Below are 17837 nucleotides of genomic sequence, written 5' to 3' on the forward strand. Positions count from 1 at the left end.
GCCGCGCTCCTGCGGCAGGACCCTCTCCCTCCCCCGCCGAACCATACCTCACTACGTCGCCCCGAGGTGAGACGATGCGGAAGACCCTCTGCGTAGTCGTCTGTCTGCTCATCAGCGGCACACTCGCGTGGGCCGCGCCGACGGTTCCTGCGGTGCGCCTGCAGGGGCCGATGCGACCTGACGGCTCGCTCGACGAAGCCGCCTGGCAACAGGCGCAGTGGCAGACCGGGTTCGTCTCGGCCAGCGCCGCGGTCGAGGGCGCGAACCCGCCGATGCAAGTGCAGACCCGCTTCAAGGTGCTCTTCGACAACGACGCGCTCTACGTCGGCGTCGAGTGCGATGAGCCCAGCCCCGGCAAGATCGCGGCCCGCTACTCCGAGCACGACCAGGATGTCTACCAGGACGACTGCGTCGAGGTGTTCCTCGACCCCGCGGGCGAGGGGCGCTACTACCAGCACTTCGTGGTCAACACGAAGGGCGCGTGGTATGACGACGCCGGCGCCGACTACGGCCTCGTCCACGCGAAGCTGTGGGAGTTCCCGCTTCAGGTCGGCACGCAGGTGGACGCGGCGGGCAAGGTGTGGCGCGCGGAGATGCGGTTCCCGTTCGCGGCGATGAACTTGCCACCGAGTCCGCAATCTACGTGGCTCTTCAACGTGACGCGCGAGCGCTACGCCGGCGGGAAGCTGGAGCTATCCACCTGGGCGCCGCTGAAGGGCAACTTCCACAGCCCGAAGCTGTTCGGCAAGCTCACCGGAGTGAGCGTGGACTTCTCGCCCTTCACGTGGACCATCGGCGCGCCGCAGGTGACGATCAGCGGCGACGGGAGCGGCAACCACCTGCTGCGGATGAAGACGACCGTCACGAATGGCACGGCGCAGAGTCGAAGTACCGTGCTGACAGCGTACGTGTTCGGGAGGACAGGCGGGGTACAAGCCCCCGCCCTAGAGGTCGCCGCGGGCGGCAGCGCGGAGGTCGAGTTGCCGCCGCTGAAGCTCGCAGGGAGCCCACGCGAGGCGGTGGTGCAGTTCGGCGTGCTGGACACGGCCACGCAGAAGCCGATGAAGATCGTGGTGCAACACCTCGACAGCGAGTACAAGCCCATCGCACTGCAGATCCTCCGGCCCAGCTACCGCCAGAACATCTACGCGACCGAGAATGTGCCGGAGCTGGTGTTCCGGGTGCAGCTGGCGCCGGATGTGGCGGCGAAGACGGCGCTGGTGGCGTACAGCCTGCAGGACGCGGCGGATAGCGTCGTGCGGGCGGGGAGGGCGACGGCGAGGCAACTGGCGGACCCGCAGAAGCTGGAGATCGGTGGGCTCGCCGCGGGCGTGTACACGCTGAAGGCCCGGGCGCTGGACAAGGGCGACGGCACGGTCATCGCGACGGCCACCACCATCCGCAAGCTGGTACCCGCCACGGGCAGCGAAGTGCGCATAGACGCACAGGGCAACATCCTGGTCAACGGCAAGCCGAAGGTCTTCATCGGCTGGTACGGCGGCGTGCCGACAGAGGACCCGCGCCGCGACGCCGTGGCCCTCCAGGACATCCAGACGCCGGCGGTCCTGTCGGGCCTGGACCCCAACCCCGTGCGCGAGGCCTTCGCCAAGGGCATCTACTCCATCGTCAGCATCGAGCCGGGCCGGATGTACTACACGTTCAACTGGTGGCGCGACAGCAGGATCAAGCTGCACGAGGAACTCAAGCAGCAGGACGCCCCGAGCGAGGAGTTCGTCGGCTACCTCAAGCAGCTCGTGAACTGCGTCAAGGATGAGCCCGGTCTGGTCGGCTACTACCTGGCCGACGAGCCGGAGATCAACGATGCGCGTTCGGCGTACCTGGAGGCCATGTACCGGCTCATGCAGGAGCTGGACCCGTACCACCCGGTGATGATCACCAACGACACGCTCGATGGCATCGTGACCCACGGCTACCGCGCCTGCGACATCATCAACCCCGATCCGTACTCGCCGGCGTGGGACTATGTTCCCAACTTCCTCAAGCGCTGCCACGAGGTCGCCGGGCCGGACAAGGCGATCATGCTGACCCTGTGGCACTCCTCGACGCAGGCCCACTTCTCCAACCCGTGGGGCACCGCCCCGGCGTATCCGTACCGGGTCATGCGCGAGCAGTACCTCGTGGGCGTGGCTCAGGGCTGCCGGGGCTACACCGCCTACACCAGTTGCTTCTTCATGCCCGAGGTGGTGCTACGCTATGGACTCCCGCCGATCTGGCGTGAGGTGCGCTTCCTGGAACCCGCGATGGCCCACCCGTTGGACAAGCCGCAGGTGACCGCCAGTGCCGAGATGAGCGCCTGGGCCGGGCAGGCTAACGGCCAGCTCTACCTGATCGTCGTCAACCATAAGCCGGGCGCCCGGCCAGCGAAGATCAGCCACCCGGCGCTGGCGAAAGTCAAGAGCCTACTCGTCGTCTCCGAGGGTCGCACGGTCCCCGTCGCCGGTGGCGCCCTCAGCGACCAGTTCGCCGAGGGTGACGTGCATGTCTACACCGCCGATCCCGCGGGCGCGAAGCTGCCGACGGTAGCGCAGGTGGAGCAAGACCTGGCGGCCCAGGAGCAGGCGACCATCAAGCCCGGCAACCTCCTGCACGTCTCGCAGGGCATCCGCGCCCGCGCCGCCGAGGGCGCCTATGCTCCCTGGTTCTACCAGTACTACTACTATGCGATGAATGGCATCACCGATGATCTCGGCTGGCACCTGTCGCACACGGACAAGCCCTCGTGGCTGGAGATTACGCTGCCGCAGGCCAAGAGCATCGGCCGCGTCGTGGTCTATACGCCCAACCTGAAGGACTACGACTTGCAGTTCCAGGGACCGGACGGTGCGGTGCGGGTGGCGGAGATTCGGAGCAATGACAGCGACATCGCCGAGCACACCTTCAACCCGCCGGTCGCGACGCTGAAGCTGCGGATCACGGCCCTGGCGGTGCGCGACGGCCAAGGCACGAAGGGCGCCACGGTGCGCGAGATCGAGGCCTACGAACAGCCCGGCTCGGGCGCGGCGACTCCGGTCAAGACTGTCTCCGCGGGTGGCCCGGCCATCAGCTTCGTCGCGCCCAAGTCCGAGACCGAGGGGGCGCCGGTGCTCTGGCGCGAGGACTTCAGCAAGTTCGAGACCGCGCCGAAGTACAACTGGGACGGCAAGGACACCAAGTGGGTCCTGAACGCAGAGAAGCTGTCCGCTGTGCCCGTGGGCGGGGCACAGGCGCCCGCCCTGCAGGTCGCGTCCATTGCGCCCGAGGGCTATGCCGGGATGACCCACTTCTTCCCCGCCGACCCACAGTTCCGCTACTTCCAGGTGAAGATCAGCAAGATCGAGGGCGAGGGCTACAAGTGGGCCACGGCGAGCTGCGGCGAGGGCTCCGGCAAGGTGCCCTGTCGCACCGGCGTCCACACCACGAAGTCCGGGATCTACACCGTGGACACGCACTACGTGAATGAGGGCTTTGCCAACGGGACGCTCAAGCAGGCCTTCGTCAGCATCTTCGCGGCCGGCTCGGGCAAGAACCCCGATGGCACCGGCAAGCGGGGACCGCAGTTCACCTACGACTGGCTGCAGCTCGTGCGGCGTCCGGTGGATGGGCTGATCGTCACGATGGCCGATGGCTCGCCGCTACCCCCGGTGCTCAAGCAGGGCGACGAGCTACTGTATCGGGTGTTCCTCGAGAAGCCGGCACTGGATGTGTCCGTCGAGGCGCTGGGCGGGGCGAGCTACACCCCGGTGCTCATCAACAAGGAACCATACGTGCAGTTGCTGCGCGTCGGCGCGGGTGACGGGCGCGAGTGGGCCGCGCAGGTGAAGCTCGGCCCCGGCACGGGGCCCTTCGATGCGAGCAAGGGCTACCCGATCCTGTTCCGGGCCGCCATCGCCGGTGGGGCCATTCCGGATACGAGCCAGACCGTGAGCGTGAAGTTCGAGTGACGGCAGGGAATCGGGAACCGGGATCCGGAGATCGGGAGCTGGGAGGGCCACTGGAGGGGCCGGTTATCAACCGGCCCGCCGTCACTGACGAGTGCCACTATCACACATGGGGAACGATATGAGAACCGTCTGCTTCGTTGCTTTGCTGCTGCTCGCGAGCTGTGCCGCCTTCGCCGAACCCCTCGTCCCTAACGCCGGCCTCGAGACCGGGACCGACAAGCCGGATGGCTGGTCGTGGCGCACGGGCGAAGGAGGCCTGGGGGAGTTCGAGTGGACCGCCCGGATGGCCCATACCGGCCAGAAGTCGTTCCGCATCAAGCGCGCGGGCGCCTCGGGCTACACGGCTCTCGATAGCGAGGCGATCGGCGTCACACCGGGCATGACCGTCCGCGTTGCTGCCTGGATCTACCCGGTCAAGCCGGTGCGGCGTGGCGTGTACTTCATGGTCACCCAGCACAAGCCGGGGACGGACGCTGAGGACCTTCCCAATACCTTCGGCGTCACCACGGCCGCCTTCGTGCCGCAGGTCTGGCAGCAGGTCAGCGTCAAGCTGACCATCCGCGAGGGCATTGACCGCATCCGCCTGCACTGCATCCAGGCGTTTCTGCCCTCCGAGCTGTACTGGGATGACTTCACCGTCACCGAGGCCGGGGCCGAACCCCAGCCGCGCTACGAGCCGCCCACCAAGGAAGACGTGCCACCCCTGACGCCGGAGCTGGAGGCCACGGTAGCCAAGCGCCCCCGCGCCACGGCCAGGGTCGAGATGCGCGGCGAGCGCCCGCGCCTCCTCGTGGACGGCAAGCCCACGCCCTTCGCCTGGTATGTCAGCGCCTTCGGCGGGCCGGGCTTCTTCAGCAACGCGCAGATCGGCGACTTCGCCAAGGTCGGCGTACACGTCTACCTCGTGCCGCTCGTCCTCGGCAACGGCCTATACGGCGCCAAGGGTCCGTGGCTGGGGAAAGACCAGTACGACTTCAGTGTCGTGGATGACCTCCTGTGGCGCGTGCTGCGCGTGGACCCGCAGGGCTACGTCATCTTCTACATGTGCTCCGACCCCTACCCGGCCTGGGGCGCCGAGAACCCCGACCATGTCACGCAGGATCAGAATGGCCAGAAGGCCATCGTGTGGATGCATCCCAAGCGCTGGGGCAACGACCCCAAGGAGGGCGAGCGCTTCGCCCCGAGCCTGGTGTCGCACAAGCTGCGCGACGATGTGTCGGCGACGCTGAAGCTCCTGGCCAAGCACGTCGAGAGCAGCGTCCCCGGCCGTGCGGTCATCGGCTACCACGTCGCCGGCTTCAACGACGGCCAGTGGTTCCAGTGGGCCAGCCTGAACCCGGCGGACCTGCACTTGGCCGACTACTGCCCCGGTGCGGAGGCAGCCTTCCGCGAGTGGCTCAGCCACCGCTACCACACCTCCCCGGAGGGTCCGATTGTGTGGAGCGAGGAGCCGTTCCGGAAGGCCTGGAACGACCCCAACGTCACGACCATGGATGCGCGGATACCGGGGGCGGACAAGCTGTGGGCGGACCGTGTCTTCGTGGACCCCGCGACCGAGCGCCAGGTCGCCGATTACCAGCGCTTCTACTCCGAGGGCGTGGCCGAGAACGTCATGGCCCTGGCGAGGGTGCTCAAGTCCGAGACCCGGCGCCCGATCATCTGCGGCACGTACTATGAGGACATCACCTGCAACTCCACCAACCACATCGCCCTCGGGCGCTTCCTGAATGACACGGCGATTGACTACCTGGCCGGCCCGGCCGCCTACTCCATCCGCATGGCCGGTTGCCAGGGCGCGGTGCGCAGTGTCTTCGCCTCGACCGAACTGCATGGCAAGATGTACCTGACCGAACAGGACTGGCGCTCATGGCACTCGGTGCCCAACCAGCCCGAGCAGAACTTCTCGTGGGGGCGGGCCGAGACTGCCGACATCCACAATGCCATGGTGCGGCGCGAGTGCGGCATGATGCTCGCCTTCGGGCTGGGCACCTGGTGGTACGACATGTCCGGCGGATGGTTCCGCGACGACCAGATCATGGCCGGCATCGGTGAGGCTGTGCGGGCCTTCAACATGGAACTGGCCGACCGGGACCGCCCGCAAGCCGACCTGGCGGTCTTCGTCTCCGAGGAAAGCGACAGCTATATCCGCATGAGGTACGGCGGCCAGTATCGCCACGTGGGCATCGTCCAGCAGATCGAGGAGCTGAACACGGCGGGCGTACCGTACCGACTGTACCTGCAGTCGGACCTGGGCCAGATGAAGCTCCCCAACCACAAGGCCTATCTGTTCCTGAACCCCTATGTCATTACGGACGCCCAGCGCGCAGCCATTGAGGGTCTCAAGCGCGACGGCAAGCTCCTCGCGTTCGTCCACGCCCCGGGGATCATCGGTAGCGACGACCCCGCGAAGACGGCGGCGGAGATCACGGGGCTGAGGCTGACAGCCTTGGCCGGCGAGACGCCGGCACTGGGCGCGGAGGGGGGACAGGGCCAGGGCGGGGCGACGAACCAGGGCGGGACGCCGAACCAGGGCGGGGCGCCGAACCAGGGCGGGGTGTCGCCGCAGGCGACAGGGACCCCGCCGGCGAGCGGGACGAAGGGCCAGGGCGGGGCACAGGGCTCGGGCCCCGACTCAGGCGTAGTGCGGGCTTCCAGCCCGCAACCGGCGCCCGGGGCGGGCTCGAAGCCCGCACTACATCCCCTGCTCGCCGGCATGGAGGATGAGGTCATCATGTCCCCCGCCCCCCAGGCCAATGCCCTGCAAGTCGTGGACCCACAGGCCGTCCCGCTGACCACCTACGAGAGCAGCACGGCCGTCGGCTGCGCGGCACGGGACTTCGGCAAGTGGAAGAGCGTCTTCATCGGCAGCCCGTGGATCAGCGCGGGCTTCGCCCGCAACCTGGCGCAGTGGGCGGGTTGCTGGGTCGCCGCCGCGCCCGGCGATGCCGTCTATGCCAGCCAGCACTTCCTGACCATCCATGCGCTCTTCCCGGGCCACAAGGTGCTCCGACTCAAGCAGCCGGCGAAGGTGACGGACCTGACGACAGGCCGCGTTGTCGCGGCCCGCGCACAGACGGTCGAGGTGGACATGGAGCGCGGGCAGACGCGGTGGTTCCGGCTGGACTGACCTCAAGGGAGTTGGTAGCGATGACTGTCAGGCGGCTGTGTGTGTGCCTGGCGCTGCTCACGCCGGTGCTGGCGGGGGCGCAGGCCGAGCGCGTTCTGCAAGCCCCGGTCAACCCCGGCTTCGAGGACTGGGCCAACAACGCCCCGGTCGGCTGGACGCTCAACGACCACCCCGACCTTGCCGGCGCCTGGGTGCGCTCCGCCAGCCCTCGCTCCGGCGCTGCCGCGGTGACGCTTCGCGCCGGGGCCAAGCGCACTTGCCACGCCTACCAGCGCTGGTTCCCGGTCAACGCCCAGACCTTCCTGACCGTGTCGGTGTGGGTCAAGGGCCACGGGTCCGGCGGGCTGCAGCTCTACACCTATGACGCCAAGTGCATCTTCAACGGCGGCTGGGCGGGCCGGAGCGTCGCGCTCACGGACCAGTACCGGCAGGTCACGATCACCTATCTGCCCGACAAGCCCGAGGTGGGCCACGTCGCCGTGGTACTCGCCTGCGAGGGCGAGGGGGCCGAGGCGACGTTCGACGACCTGACGCTGAGCTTCACACCCCTGTCCGACCTTGCCCGCTACGCCTACCACCCCGACCTCGCGGCCGACGTGAAGGCTGGGCGCTGGACAGCCCCGCCGGGAGCGACCGTGGAGGTCGCTGACGGCCCGTACGACACGCCGGGTTTGCTGGGCAGGCCGGCGGCCGTGGCGGCGGAGGGGAAGCCCTACGACGCCGCCAACTGGTGGAAGCAGAGCGCCGGCGGCGGCGCCTCAGGGGCGGTGTGGCGCGAGTTCGACAGCCCGCTCTTCCCGTTGCGCGGCGGCTTCCCGTATGAGATCCGCTTCCGGCATCGCGCCCAAAGCGGCGCCAGCGTCCACTTCAAGCTGCGCTACTACGACGACGCCGGCGCCGAGGTCAAGTGGCTGCAGAACACCTGGGCCTATCATGCCGTTGGCGGCCCGCGCAGCGGCTCACATGCCTGGCGCGAGAACGTCGCCACGGTCCTGCCGGTGCCGGAGGTGCGGCAGGCCCGACTGGAGATCTGGTACGCCGAAGGCAGTGGTCCGCTCGGGCTCGCCGACCTCGACGTCCGCCCGGTGGCCGCGCTCGTAGCGCCCACGGAGGGCCTGGGCGCCCCCCTCAAGGAGTCGGCCCTCAAGGACGCCCGCCCTGTGCCGCTGCCGCCCATACCCACGCGCGAGGCTGTGGCGGTCACGGTTCCGGCGGGGGCGAAGACACGGATCGTCACGGCCACACCGACCGAGCTGTCCCTGGAGCTGGGCAGTGGCGTGACGCTGCGCGGCCTGTTCGACGGCGGCAGCTTCCTGGGGATCGGCGAGGTGCGGCTGGGGAGCCTGGTGCTCCATGCCGCCGACGCCCCGCCCTGGGCGCCCCTGCCGCAGGCCGACCCGCCGGCCGACTACGTGCGGTGCGCTCTCGCGGGCGCGACGGTCGGCTGCCCCGGCCATGCCGACGGAGTGACGCTCAAGCTCCAACTCGTGCCGGCTGAAGGCCAGCCGGACGAGGTGCTGTGGTACTTGTGGCCCGAGAGGACGCAGCTCATGGACATGGACGCCACGGGCTTCGGGTACAGCTATGCCGCCCGGTCGGCGGCGCGGACCTTCCGCGGCCTGACGGATCGCACCGTCTGGGGCCTGGCCGGCACCAGCACGGGCCTCACCGCCCAGACGCAGCAGACCTACAGCCTCGACAACGTCTTCCCCCTCGGCGGTGAGCAGACGAACGCCGGGGGCGGCGGACTGCGGTTCGTGCACGCCGACCCCTTCGACTTCCAGACCGGGCCGGAGGGCTCCCTCATCACAGGCTTCGAGCAGCCCGGCTTCGTGGACAAGAGCGCCTACGCCAGCCGCTTCGGCGTCCACGTCAACGACTTCTTCCGGCTGCCGTGGGGGACGCAGATCGCGACCGGCCCCAAGCACGTCCTGTTCACCCGGGGGCGCGGGGCCGACGCCTTCGCGGCCGCGCGGGACGCGACCTACGCCACCTGCCGCCAGGCCTATGACCTCAAGCGCGATACGCCGTTGCCGATGGTGAACGTCTCGCGGCTGCAGTACGCCCCGTGCCCGGAGTCCAAGACCGAGCTGCCCCGCATCGCCCGCGAGTGGGTGCCGGAGTTTGGGAAGCTGGGCTTCAAGCGCGTCTACCTGGGGCCGCTGTGGGAGGGCGTGGTGTGCGGGCCGAGCCGCCTGGAGATCGCCGAGCGCTTCGGCGGGGAGCCGGCGCTGAAGACGCTGTGCGACGCCGCCCATGCCTACGGCCTGCAGGTCATCGAGTGGCTCTGCCCGGCGCACCTGTGGTGCCAGGCCGACATCTTCAAGCAGCACCCCGAGCGCGAGCTGAAGGGCGCCAACGGGCAGCCGCCGACCTCGTACTGCTGGCCGACGCTGCGCGGGGTGGACCTCACGGGTGACCACTGGCAGTACTTCGTGGACAGCGTCCGGGGCCTCCACGAGCGCACCGGCCTCGATGGCCTGTGGCTCGACTCGTACTGCTCCTTCACCCACTTCATCGCCACCGAGGACCCCCAGTTCCGGCTGCGGCAGGGCGACGCGCTCTTCCGTCTGCACCGCGAACTGCACCGGATGGGCCTGGTCACGTACGTCGAGGGCTGCGCGTGCTTCGGCATCAAGTCCAACGGTCTCCCGTGCCGCCAGGACGACGACGGCCCGGCCTTCCCGGCGCCGGACACGTTCTATGACAGCTCCCCGTACTACGGCCCGGCCTCGGCCCAGGATGAGGCGGTCTACGCCCGCTATCTGGGCGGCGAGGACCACTACTATCGCTACCTGGCGAACAAGTGCTGCCCGTTCATCTACTACGAGGGCGTCAAGGAGGTCCCCGGCGCGCTGGAACGCGTGGCCCGGGCCAACCGCGACTACAATGCGGTCGTGCGCTACATGGAGCGGCGGGTGCTGCTGCCGGACGACCAGGGGGTGCTGTGGCATTTCGCAGGCCGGCCCAAGGTCCTGTTCGCCTTCCGGGAGGGGGAACTGAGCCTGCCGGGGGTGGCGGTGGCTACCGAGGTCGGCACCGGCCGGAAGCTACCGGCGTCAGGCAAGCTGAAGGTGTCGGCGACGACGACATATCTGCTGCAGGGGCGGTAGGGCCGACCGACGGAGCTTGACATGGGCCGGTCACAGGAGTAGCCTATGATGCACATAAGCACCATATGATGCTTATGTGCATCACTTGGTGAGATGAGGCTCCCATGCTGCTTGCCCGTCCTCTTGATGATGTCCTCTCCTCGCAGGCCAAGGTCCGGGTCCTGCGGGTGCTGGCCCAATCGCCCGTGGCCCTCACGGGGCGTGAGATTGCGCGCCGCGCCGGCACCGCGACCGGCCACATCTCGCGGGTCCTGCGGGAGCTGAGCGCGGCGGAGATCATCGGCGAGGCCGGTGGCGGGCGCGCCAAGCTCTACACCTACCAGGACGACACGGCCCTCGCGCGCCAGCTCAAGGAACTCTTCGTGCAGGAGGGGCGTCGTCTTCGTGGTGTCGTCCGCGCGCTGGCCAAGAGCACATTCGGCCTTCAGGCCATCATCCTTTTCGGGAGCGAGGCGCGCGGCGAGGCTGCTGCCCACAGCGACACAGACCTGCTCTTGGTCGTGCAGCGCCTGACGCGGAGCACGGAGGCGGAGGCCCGCCGGCAGTGCCTGAGCCTGGCGGAGGCCGAGCACCTGCATCTGTCGTGGCATGTGGTGGATATGGCCCGGCTCTACCGCTGGCATGAGGCGAGCGATCCCTTCTGGGTGAACGTTGTGCAGGACGGACTGCTACTTTGGGGGACAGACCCGGGGGCACTGATCCATGGCCACATGGAAGGACTACTGGCGCCAGGCGACGCTGTTTTGGGAGGTGGCCGAGAGCGTCCATGACGCGCCTCATGCCAACCAGGCCGCCAGCAATGCGATTCTCGCCGCCATCGCGGCCAACGATGCCCTGTGCCTGTACCTCGGCGGGCGCCGAGCCAGAGCGGATGACCACGCCTCCGCAGTCGCCCTGCTGCGCCAGATCACAAGCAAGACTGAGCACAGTCGGGCAGCCGCGGGACACGCTGAGAAGCTGGCGGCCATTCTGCAGATGAAGAACGAGGTGCAGTACTACGGCGCCCCCATCACCCCGGCGCAGGCCGGCCGTGTCATGAAGCAAGTTCGTCGCCTGCTCGACTGGGTGCAGAGCGTCCTGCCGCCCGCTCCGATCGCGTAGGCGTGCGGCAGGCAGCCGTCCGACACTCCAGCCAGCATGGACCGACAAAGACATACCATCTTGCCGTTACTGCGGAGCGGCGAATTGCCACGGCGTTGCTTGCAGTGCTATAATCCGGCCATCGCAGACAGCGTCGCGGCACACTACACAGCTTCCATCGGAGACGTCTCAGATGATCCATATGCAGGGGGTAGGCCTGGTCTACCCCGATGGGACCCGCGCCCTGCGGGGCATTGACCTGCACATCGGGCGCGGGGAGTTTGCTTTCATCGTCGGCGCTTCGGGCAGCGGGAAGTCCAGCCTGGCGGGCCTGATCTACCGGGAGCACGTGGCTTCCGAGGGCCGAGTCATCGTGGGCGGCCAGGATGTGGCACAGTTGCCGCCCTCGCGGGTGCCGGCCCTGCGCCGCAAGGTGGGCGTCATCTTCCAGGACTACCGGCTGCTGCCGGATCGGACGGCCTGGGAGAATATCGGCTTTGCCCTGGACGTGATGGGCGTCTCGCGCGCGGATAAGCACCGCCGGGTGCCCATTGCGCTGGAGTTGGTCGGCCTGGGCGACAAGGCGTCCTCGTTCCCCCACCAGCTCAGTGGCGGCGAGCAGCAGCGCATCTGCATCGCGCGGGCGCTGGTGAACACGCCACCCGTCCTGGTGGCCGACGAGCCGACCGGGAATCTCGACCCCGATACATCGTGGGAGATCGTGCAACTGCTGGCGCAGATCGCCGACAGCGGTACGACTGTCGTGATCGCCACCCATGATAAGTACATCGTGGACCGGCTGAACCGGCGCGTCATCAGCCTGGTGCAGGGGACCATCGTGCGGGACGCCCGCGAAGGGGGCACGTACGATGGAAGCTAACCACACCGAGTTGGTGCTCACCCAGGCCTGGACGGCGTTGCGCCGGCACAGCCTGGTGGCGCTGGGCGCCGTCGCCAACATCGCCGTGTCGCTCGCCATCCTGGGCGCGTTCCTGCTCATGGCGGCCAACATCGAGCACATGGCCGGCAACCTGGCCCGTCAGGCCACCATCTCGGTGGAGTTGATGGACAAAGCCGATGGTGAGGCCATCACGGACCAGTTCACTGCGGACCCACGGGTCAAGCAGGCGACCTTCGTATCCAAGGAACAGTCTCTTGAGGAGTATGCCAAGCGGGTCAACATCCCGTACAGGGACCTCAAGAGCGCCATCGCCAACCCGCTGCCGGACATGGTCCGGGTGACGGTGAACGAGCCGGATGATCTCCGGGCGGTCGTGCAGAGCGCCAAGGGCATCAAGGGCGTCGCCAAGGTCCGCTATCAGCGCGACGTGGCCGAGAAGCTGTTCCGACTGGCGAACGGGGTCAAGATGCTTGGGCTGGTGCTCGGCGCGGTGATGGCGCTCGCGGCGCTCATGCTGGTGAGCACGACCATCCAGTTGGGCGTGCACTCGCGCCGCCGCGAGATCCGCATCATGCAGCTCGTGGGCGCGACGAACAACTTCATCCGCGCCCCCTTCATCATCGAGGGAGCTGTCGAGGGCCTGTTGGGCGGGGTTCTGGCGGCCGTCCTGCTGCTGCTCGGCTACTCGTACCTGGTCCAGCAGATCACGGCCAGCCTGACCTTCATTGACATGATCTATGGCGCGCGATTCCTGACGCTTTCGGCCCTCGGGCTCGTGCTGTGCGGCATGCTGTTCGGCGTCATCGGCAGCCTGCTGGGCACCCGGCATTACCTGAGACTCATCTAGACTGGTCCTGGCGCCTGCAAACGCCCCACCAGAGGAGGTCAGCGGCACTTGAACAACACCGTCCGGTTTGCCGGTTTACTCGTCGTCCTCAGCCTGCTGACAACAGCCGCGTTGGACGCGCCCTATGCGGCTCCACGCCGCTCGCTGCGCAGCCGCAAGGCCGCCGCCGACCGCGGCGCCGCCGCGGCGCGGGCGAAGATCCACACCCTCAAGAAGCGCGCCGTGGCCCAGCGGGGCCAGCTCTCGGCCGCGCAGCAGGCGCTGCAGGAGGCCCAGGGCGACCTGCGCCAGGCGACGGCCCAGTTGCGTCACACCCAGGCGGCGCTGGCCGTCGTGCGCCGGGAGCACCAGGAGGCGTCGGAGCGCCACCTGACCCAGAAGAAGCGCATGGAGGCGCGGGTCCTCGCGCAGTCTGAGGCGGGCAACCCGTCCTACCTCGAGGTCGTGCTCAACGCCACCGACTTTGCCGACTTCACCGACCGCGCCCAGATGACGCAGGTCATCGTCGAGCGCGACCAGGGCCTGTTGCAGCAACTGCTGGCCACCCGCCGCGCCCTGGCACGCCAGAAGGCGGCGTTGCAGGAGAAGCGGCGTCAGGAAGCCGCGCAACGCGACGAAGTCGCCCGGCAGCGCAATGAGGTCGCCATCAAGACCGAGATCGCGCTGGACAAGCTCAAGGACACGAATGCCGCGCGCGCACGGGCTGAGAGGGAGCTGGCAGCCTTCGAGCAGGCGTCCTCGGAGATCGCCGCGATGCTCAGCCGGGTCCAGCACTCCGGCGCCAGCGGCGGCGCCTATTCCGGCTCCTGGGGCGGCAGCTTCCTGCGCCCGGTGCCCGGCTACATTTCCAGCGCCTTCGGCTGGCGCATCCACCCGATCACCCACACCCGTCGCTTCCATGACGGGGTGGACCTGGCCTGTGGCGGGGGCACGCCGATCCGGGCCGCGGACAAGGGCCGCGTCATCCACGCCGGCTGGTGGGGCGCTTACGGCATCGCCGTCGTCATTGACCACGGCAGCGGCATGTCCACCCTGTATGGCCACTGCATGAGAGGCAGTCTGCGCGTGTCGTCCGGAGACGTCGTCTCGCGCGGCCAGGTCGTCGCCAGCGTGGACAGCACCGGCTGGTCCACGGGCGACCACCTGCATTTCAGCGTCCGCCGCTACGGCTCGCCGGTGGCGCCGTTCTAGCGGCCCAGGAGCAGGGAACCCTGGCCGGGCCCGCAGGGTTAGAACACTTGAACTCATCCGCACATCACCCCCTGTCAGCGCGCGTCGGGAGTCCGGCGCGCGGTGCGTCCTGGCAGGCTGGAGGCACGACGTGAAGCTCAAGCAGCAATATGTGCTCATTGCCCTGGCGGTGGTCCTGACCCTGGCGGCCTTCAGCGCCGGCACGTTCGCCGGCCTGGCGGCGGGGCGTGGCCGCCTCCTGGAGACGATCGCCCGGGTGGCCCAGGTTACTTCCGGCGCCTTTGAGCACCGCCAGGACCTCGATGTCCCGGGCGTGACCAACCTCAACGCCCTCGAAGTCATCTGGGAAGTGCGCGAGAAGGTCAAGCAGCAGTTTGTCTACCCGGTCAAGGATGACAACAAGCTGACTTACGGCGCCATCCGCGGCATGCTCTCCTCGCTCGACGACCCCTATACCCGCTTCCTGGACCCCGAGGAGTTCAAGGAGTTCCGCACCGACACTTCCGGGCATTTCGACGGCATCGGCGCGGTCCTGGAGTCCAAGGCCGACGATAAGGGCCACGAACAGGTCGTCATCTCGAGCATTCTCGAGGAGGGGCCGGCCGCCAAGACAAACCTGCGGCCCAAGGACATCATCGTCAAGGTCGACAAGACCATCGTGAACGGCATGACGCTGACCGCGGTGGTCAAGCTCATCCGCGGTCCGCGCGGTACCCCGGTGACGATCACGGTCATCCGCGAGGGCGCCGACAAGCCCATCGAGGTCACGGTCATCCGCGCCAATATCGAGGTCAAGGTCGTCAAGCCGGCCCAGGAGCCGAAGCCTGGCGAGAAGATCCAGTGGATGATGGACCCCGGGAAGAAGATCGGCTACGTCTGGCTGACCTCCTTCAACCAGAACGCCACGCGCGAGATGCAGATTGCCCTCGATGACCTCACCAGGCAGGGCATGAAGGGCCTCATCCTGGACCTGTCGTCCGATCCCGGCGGCATCCTCGATGTCGCCGTCGAGGTGGCCAGCTTCTTCATCTCCGACGGCCCCATCGTCTGGACCCGCGAGCGGGGCCAGGAGGCCCAGTCGCTCAACGCCATCCCGGGCAAGGCCATCCCCAAGAACGTCAAGATGGTCACCATCGTTGACGGTGGCAGCGCCAGCGCCTCCGAGATCGTCTCCGGCGCGCTGCAGGACACGAAGCGCTCGCTGATCGTCGGCCAGCACAGCTTCGGCAAGTCCAAGGTGCAGACCATCTGCGAGTTGCAGGACCAGTCGGCTCTTTTCCTGTCCACGGCTGTCTACCTGACGCCCAAGATGCGGGACATCGGCGAGCGGGACGCCGATGGCAAGCGCGGCGTCAAGCCGGACGTGCTCTTCGCCGAGCCCGACCCGAACACTCCGGACTTCAATGCCAAGGCCTGGCATGAGAAGCAAGTCGGCCTGGCGAAGGCCGAACTGCTCAAGCTGATGGGGCAGTAGCCCGCGGCGCCGGACGAACGCCGGCGTAGATAGTGACGCGGATCTGAGACGGCCCGGGCCTGCAACTTGCCCGGGCCGTTTTGTCTTGCAGGCATTGGCGCCTCGGGCGGGGAACCACAGGGGGCCTGGTGTGCAGGGAGCAGCACTGTGGGAGCGCTCCCACCGTCAACGAGCATCATGGCCCAAGAGCACGCCTCTGACGTCCGAAGCGAGGACATCCGCCTGCTGGAGCGGCGCAACTTGCGCTTGCTGGGCCTCTTGCGCGTCTACCGCTGGTGCCTGGTGGCCTCTCTCCTGCTGATCGCGGTGCTCATGGTGCTGCTGTTCTACGCCAAGGCGCCACCGCTGGGACGCGCGATCCTGATTGACGGGAAGCCGGTGGCCCTCGTCCGCAGTGAGCGGGCCGCAGCGGCGGTGCGCCAGCGCCTGCTCGTCGCCGATAGCGGCCCCGGGGGACGCGCCACGTTCCGCGAGACCTGGGGGGACGAGACGCGGCGGACCGACGGCGAGCGCATCCTGAGTGTCAGTGAAGCGGTGCGCCTGCTGAAGGGCAAGGTGACGGTGCTCCGCGAGGCCTTCGCCATCGAGGAGTCCGGCCATCAACTGGTGATCCTGCCCAGTCGCGAGATGGCCCTGACGGTGCTCGATCGGCTCAAAGCGAAGTACGCTTCACCCAGTGACGCGGTGGTGCGCAAGACCCGGCTCCGGCCGGAGCCGGCGATCCGCCCCTGCACGGTGCTCCCCGCCGAGATCGTCACCGACGAGGCGCAGGCCGCCGACCTGCTCACCAACGCCCGCCGGCAGGAGACCTACACCGTGCTGGCCGGCGACTTCCCTGAGCGCATCGCCAGCGCCTACGGCATGACGGTATCCGAGCTATGGGACCTCAACCCGGGGCTGCGGGGCCAGTCCCTGCACCCCGGCCAGCAGGTCCGCGTGCTCAGCCGGCACAGCGGGCTGACGGTCGTGACCATCAAGGAGACCGTGACCACGGTGGCCATCCCGGCGGGGGTGCGCCGCCAGACGACCTCCGAACTCCCGCGCGGACAGAAGCGGGTCGCTCAGCCCGGCCGGGCCGGCAGCAAGCGCGTGCGCTGGGAGGTGACGATGAATGACGCCCGCGAGGTCTCGCGCCGTCCGCTGGGCGAGGAGGTCATCGCCGAACCGCAGCCCCAGCTTGTCCTCATCGGGACGAAGTGACCTGGCAGGTGGTTGACTTGGACATTCCCCGGGCCCTGGCCCATACACAGCAGTGGGTGGCGGCCGCTCTGGCGGATCTGCTGCCCGTGCCGGGGCAGACCCCCACCGCCCTCCCGGCGGCCATGCGCCACGCCGTGGACGGCGGCAAGCGGCTGCGCCCTTTCCTGGTGATCCAGGCCGCTGCGTCGTGCGGTCTGGAGCCCCATGTGGTGCTGCCCACCGCCTGTGGCTTTGAGATGATGCACTGCGCCACTCTCGTACATGACGACCTGCCCTGCATTGACAACGCGGACCTGCGCCACGGCCGCACGGCGTTGCACCTGGCCTTCGACGAGGCCACGGCGCTCTTGGCCGCCGACGCGCTCATCATCCAGAGCTTCGAGTGCCTCGCCCGCCAGGCGGAGCGGCCCGAGACGCCGCCCGACCGCGTCCTGCAGTGCGTGCGCGAGCTGGCTGAGTATACGGGACCCCGCGGCCTGATCGTCGGCGAGGCCCTCGACATCGAGGCCGAGCACCGTCCGTACACGGAAGCCGATCTCGAGTTCATCCACATCAACAAGACCGCCAAGCTGATCGTGTGCGCCACCCGCGCCGGAGCGATCCTGGCCGGAGCCGAGGCCGCGACGCTGGCCCGCTTCACCGACTACGCCGAGGCGCTGGGACTGCTGTTCCAGATCACCGATGACCTGCTGGACGCGACCGGCACGGAGGCGGAGCTGGGCAAGCCCGTCGGCGCCGATGCCGCCGCCGGCAAGGCCACCTACCCGGGGTTGCTGGGGGTGGAGGCGGCGCGGCAGCGCGCCGAGCAGGTGGCAGCCCGAGCCCTGGCCGCTGCCCGCGGCCTGCCCGACACGGACCCGTGGCTCTCCCTGGCCGAGTTCGTGGTGGCGCGCCGGCACTGAGGGGTCTGTCCCCGCGCGACCGCTGTGCGGTCGCAGAGGGGGCTGACCCCGTCATCACCTC

At 68.5% G+C, this 17837-nt stretch carries 11 protein-coding genes; all 11 read left to right on the plus strand.

Annotation, left to right across the window (positions count from 1 at the left end; translation table 11 throughout):
• The first annotated feature begins 74 nt into the window (after positions 1 to 74).
• Positions 75 to 3941: a hypothetical protein gene (locus tag LLH23_08285; protein ID MCE5238476.1), complete on the plus strand. Its 3867-nt coding sequence runs from the start codon at positions 75 to 77 to the stop codon at positions 3939 to 3941.
• Between the two features lie 118 nt (positions 3942 to 4059).
• Entirely contained in the window at positions 4060 to 7068 is a 3009-nt protein-coding gene (locus LLH23_08290; GenBank protein MCE5238477.1) for a beta-galactosidase, read from the plus strand.
• A 20-nt stretch (positions 7069 to 7088) separates the two neighbouring features.
• Entirely contained in the window at positions 7089 to 10181 is a 3093-nt protein-coding gene (locus tag LLH23_08295) for a hypothetical protein (protein ID MCE5238478.1), read from the plus strand.
• Between the two features lie 104 nt (positions 10182 to 10285).
• Complete coding sequence (locus tag LLH23_08300) at positions 10286 to 10951, plus strand: DUF294 nucleotidyltransferase-like domain-containing protein (GenBank protein ID MCE5238479.1); 666 nt, start codon at positions 10286 to 10288, stop codon at positions 10949 to 10951.
• Positions 10884 to 11282, plus strand: a complete 399-nt coding sequence (locus tag LLH23_08305; GenBank protein MCE5238480.1) for a hypothetical protein — start codon at positions 10884 to 10886, stop codon at positions 11280 to 11282. The genes LLH23_08300 and LLH23_08305 overlap by 68 nt, the downstream gene beginning before the upstream one ends.
• 172 nt (positions 11283 to 11454) lie before the next feature.
• Complete coding sequence (gene ftsE, locus LLH23_08310) at positions 11455 to 12141, plus strand: cell division ATP-binding protein FtsE (GenBank protein ID MCE5238481.1); 687 nt, start codon at positions 11455 to 11457, stop codon at positions 12139 to 12141.
• Positions 12131 to 13009: a permease-like cell division protein FtsX gene (gene ftsX, locus LLH23_08315; protein MCE5238482.1), complete on the plus strand. Its 879-nt coding sequence runs from the start codon at positions 12131 to 12133 to the stop codon at positions 13007 to 13009. The genes ftsE and ftsX overlap by 11 nt, the downstream gene beginning before the upstream one ends.
• A 48-nt stretch (positions 13010 to 13057) precedes the next feature.
• Positions 13058 to 14200: a peptidoglycan DD-metalloendopeptidase family protein gene (locus tag LLH23_08320; protein MCE5238483.1), complete on the plus strand. Its 1143-nt coding sequence runs from the start codon at positions 13058 to 13060 to the stop codon at positions 14198 to 14200.
• A gap of 130 nt (positions 14201 to 14330) precedes the next feature.
• Positions 14331 to 15674, plus strand: a complete 1344-nt coding sequence (locus tag LLH23_08325; GenBank protein ID MCE5238484.1) for a S41 family peptidase — start codon at positions 14331 to 14333, stop codon at positions 15672 to 15674.
• Between the two features lie 177 nt (positions 15675 to 15851).
• Complete coding sequence (locus tag LLH23_08330; protein MCE5238485.1) at positions 15852 to 16874, plus strand: G5 domain-containing protein; 1023 nt, start codon at positions 15852 to 15854, stop codon at positions 16872 to 16874.
• Positions 16875 to 16891: 17 nt separating this feature from the next.
• The gene (locus LLH23_08335) at positions 16892 to 17776 is read left to right on the plus strand and encodes a polyprenyl synthetase family protein (GenBank protein MCE5238486.1); all 885 of its coding nucleotides are present in this window, start codon (positions 16892 to 16894) and stop codon (positions 17774 to 17776) included.
• The last annotated feature ends 61 nt before the right edge of the window (positions 17777 to 17837 follow it).

The organism is bacterium (assembly GCA_021372615.1).
In the GTDB taxonomy this organism is placed as follows: Bacteria; Armatimonadota; Zipacnadia; order Zipacnadales; family UBA11051; genus JAJFUB01.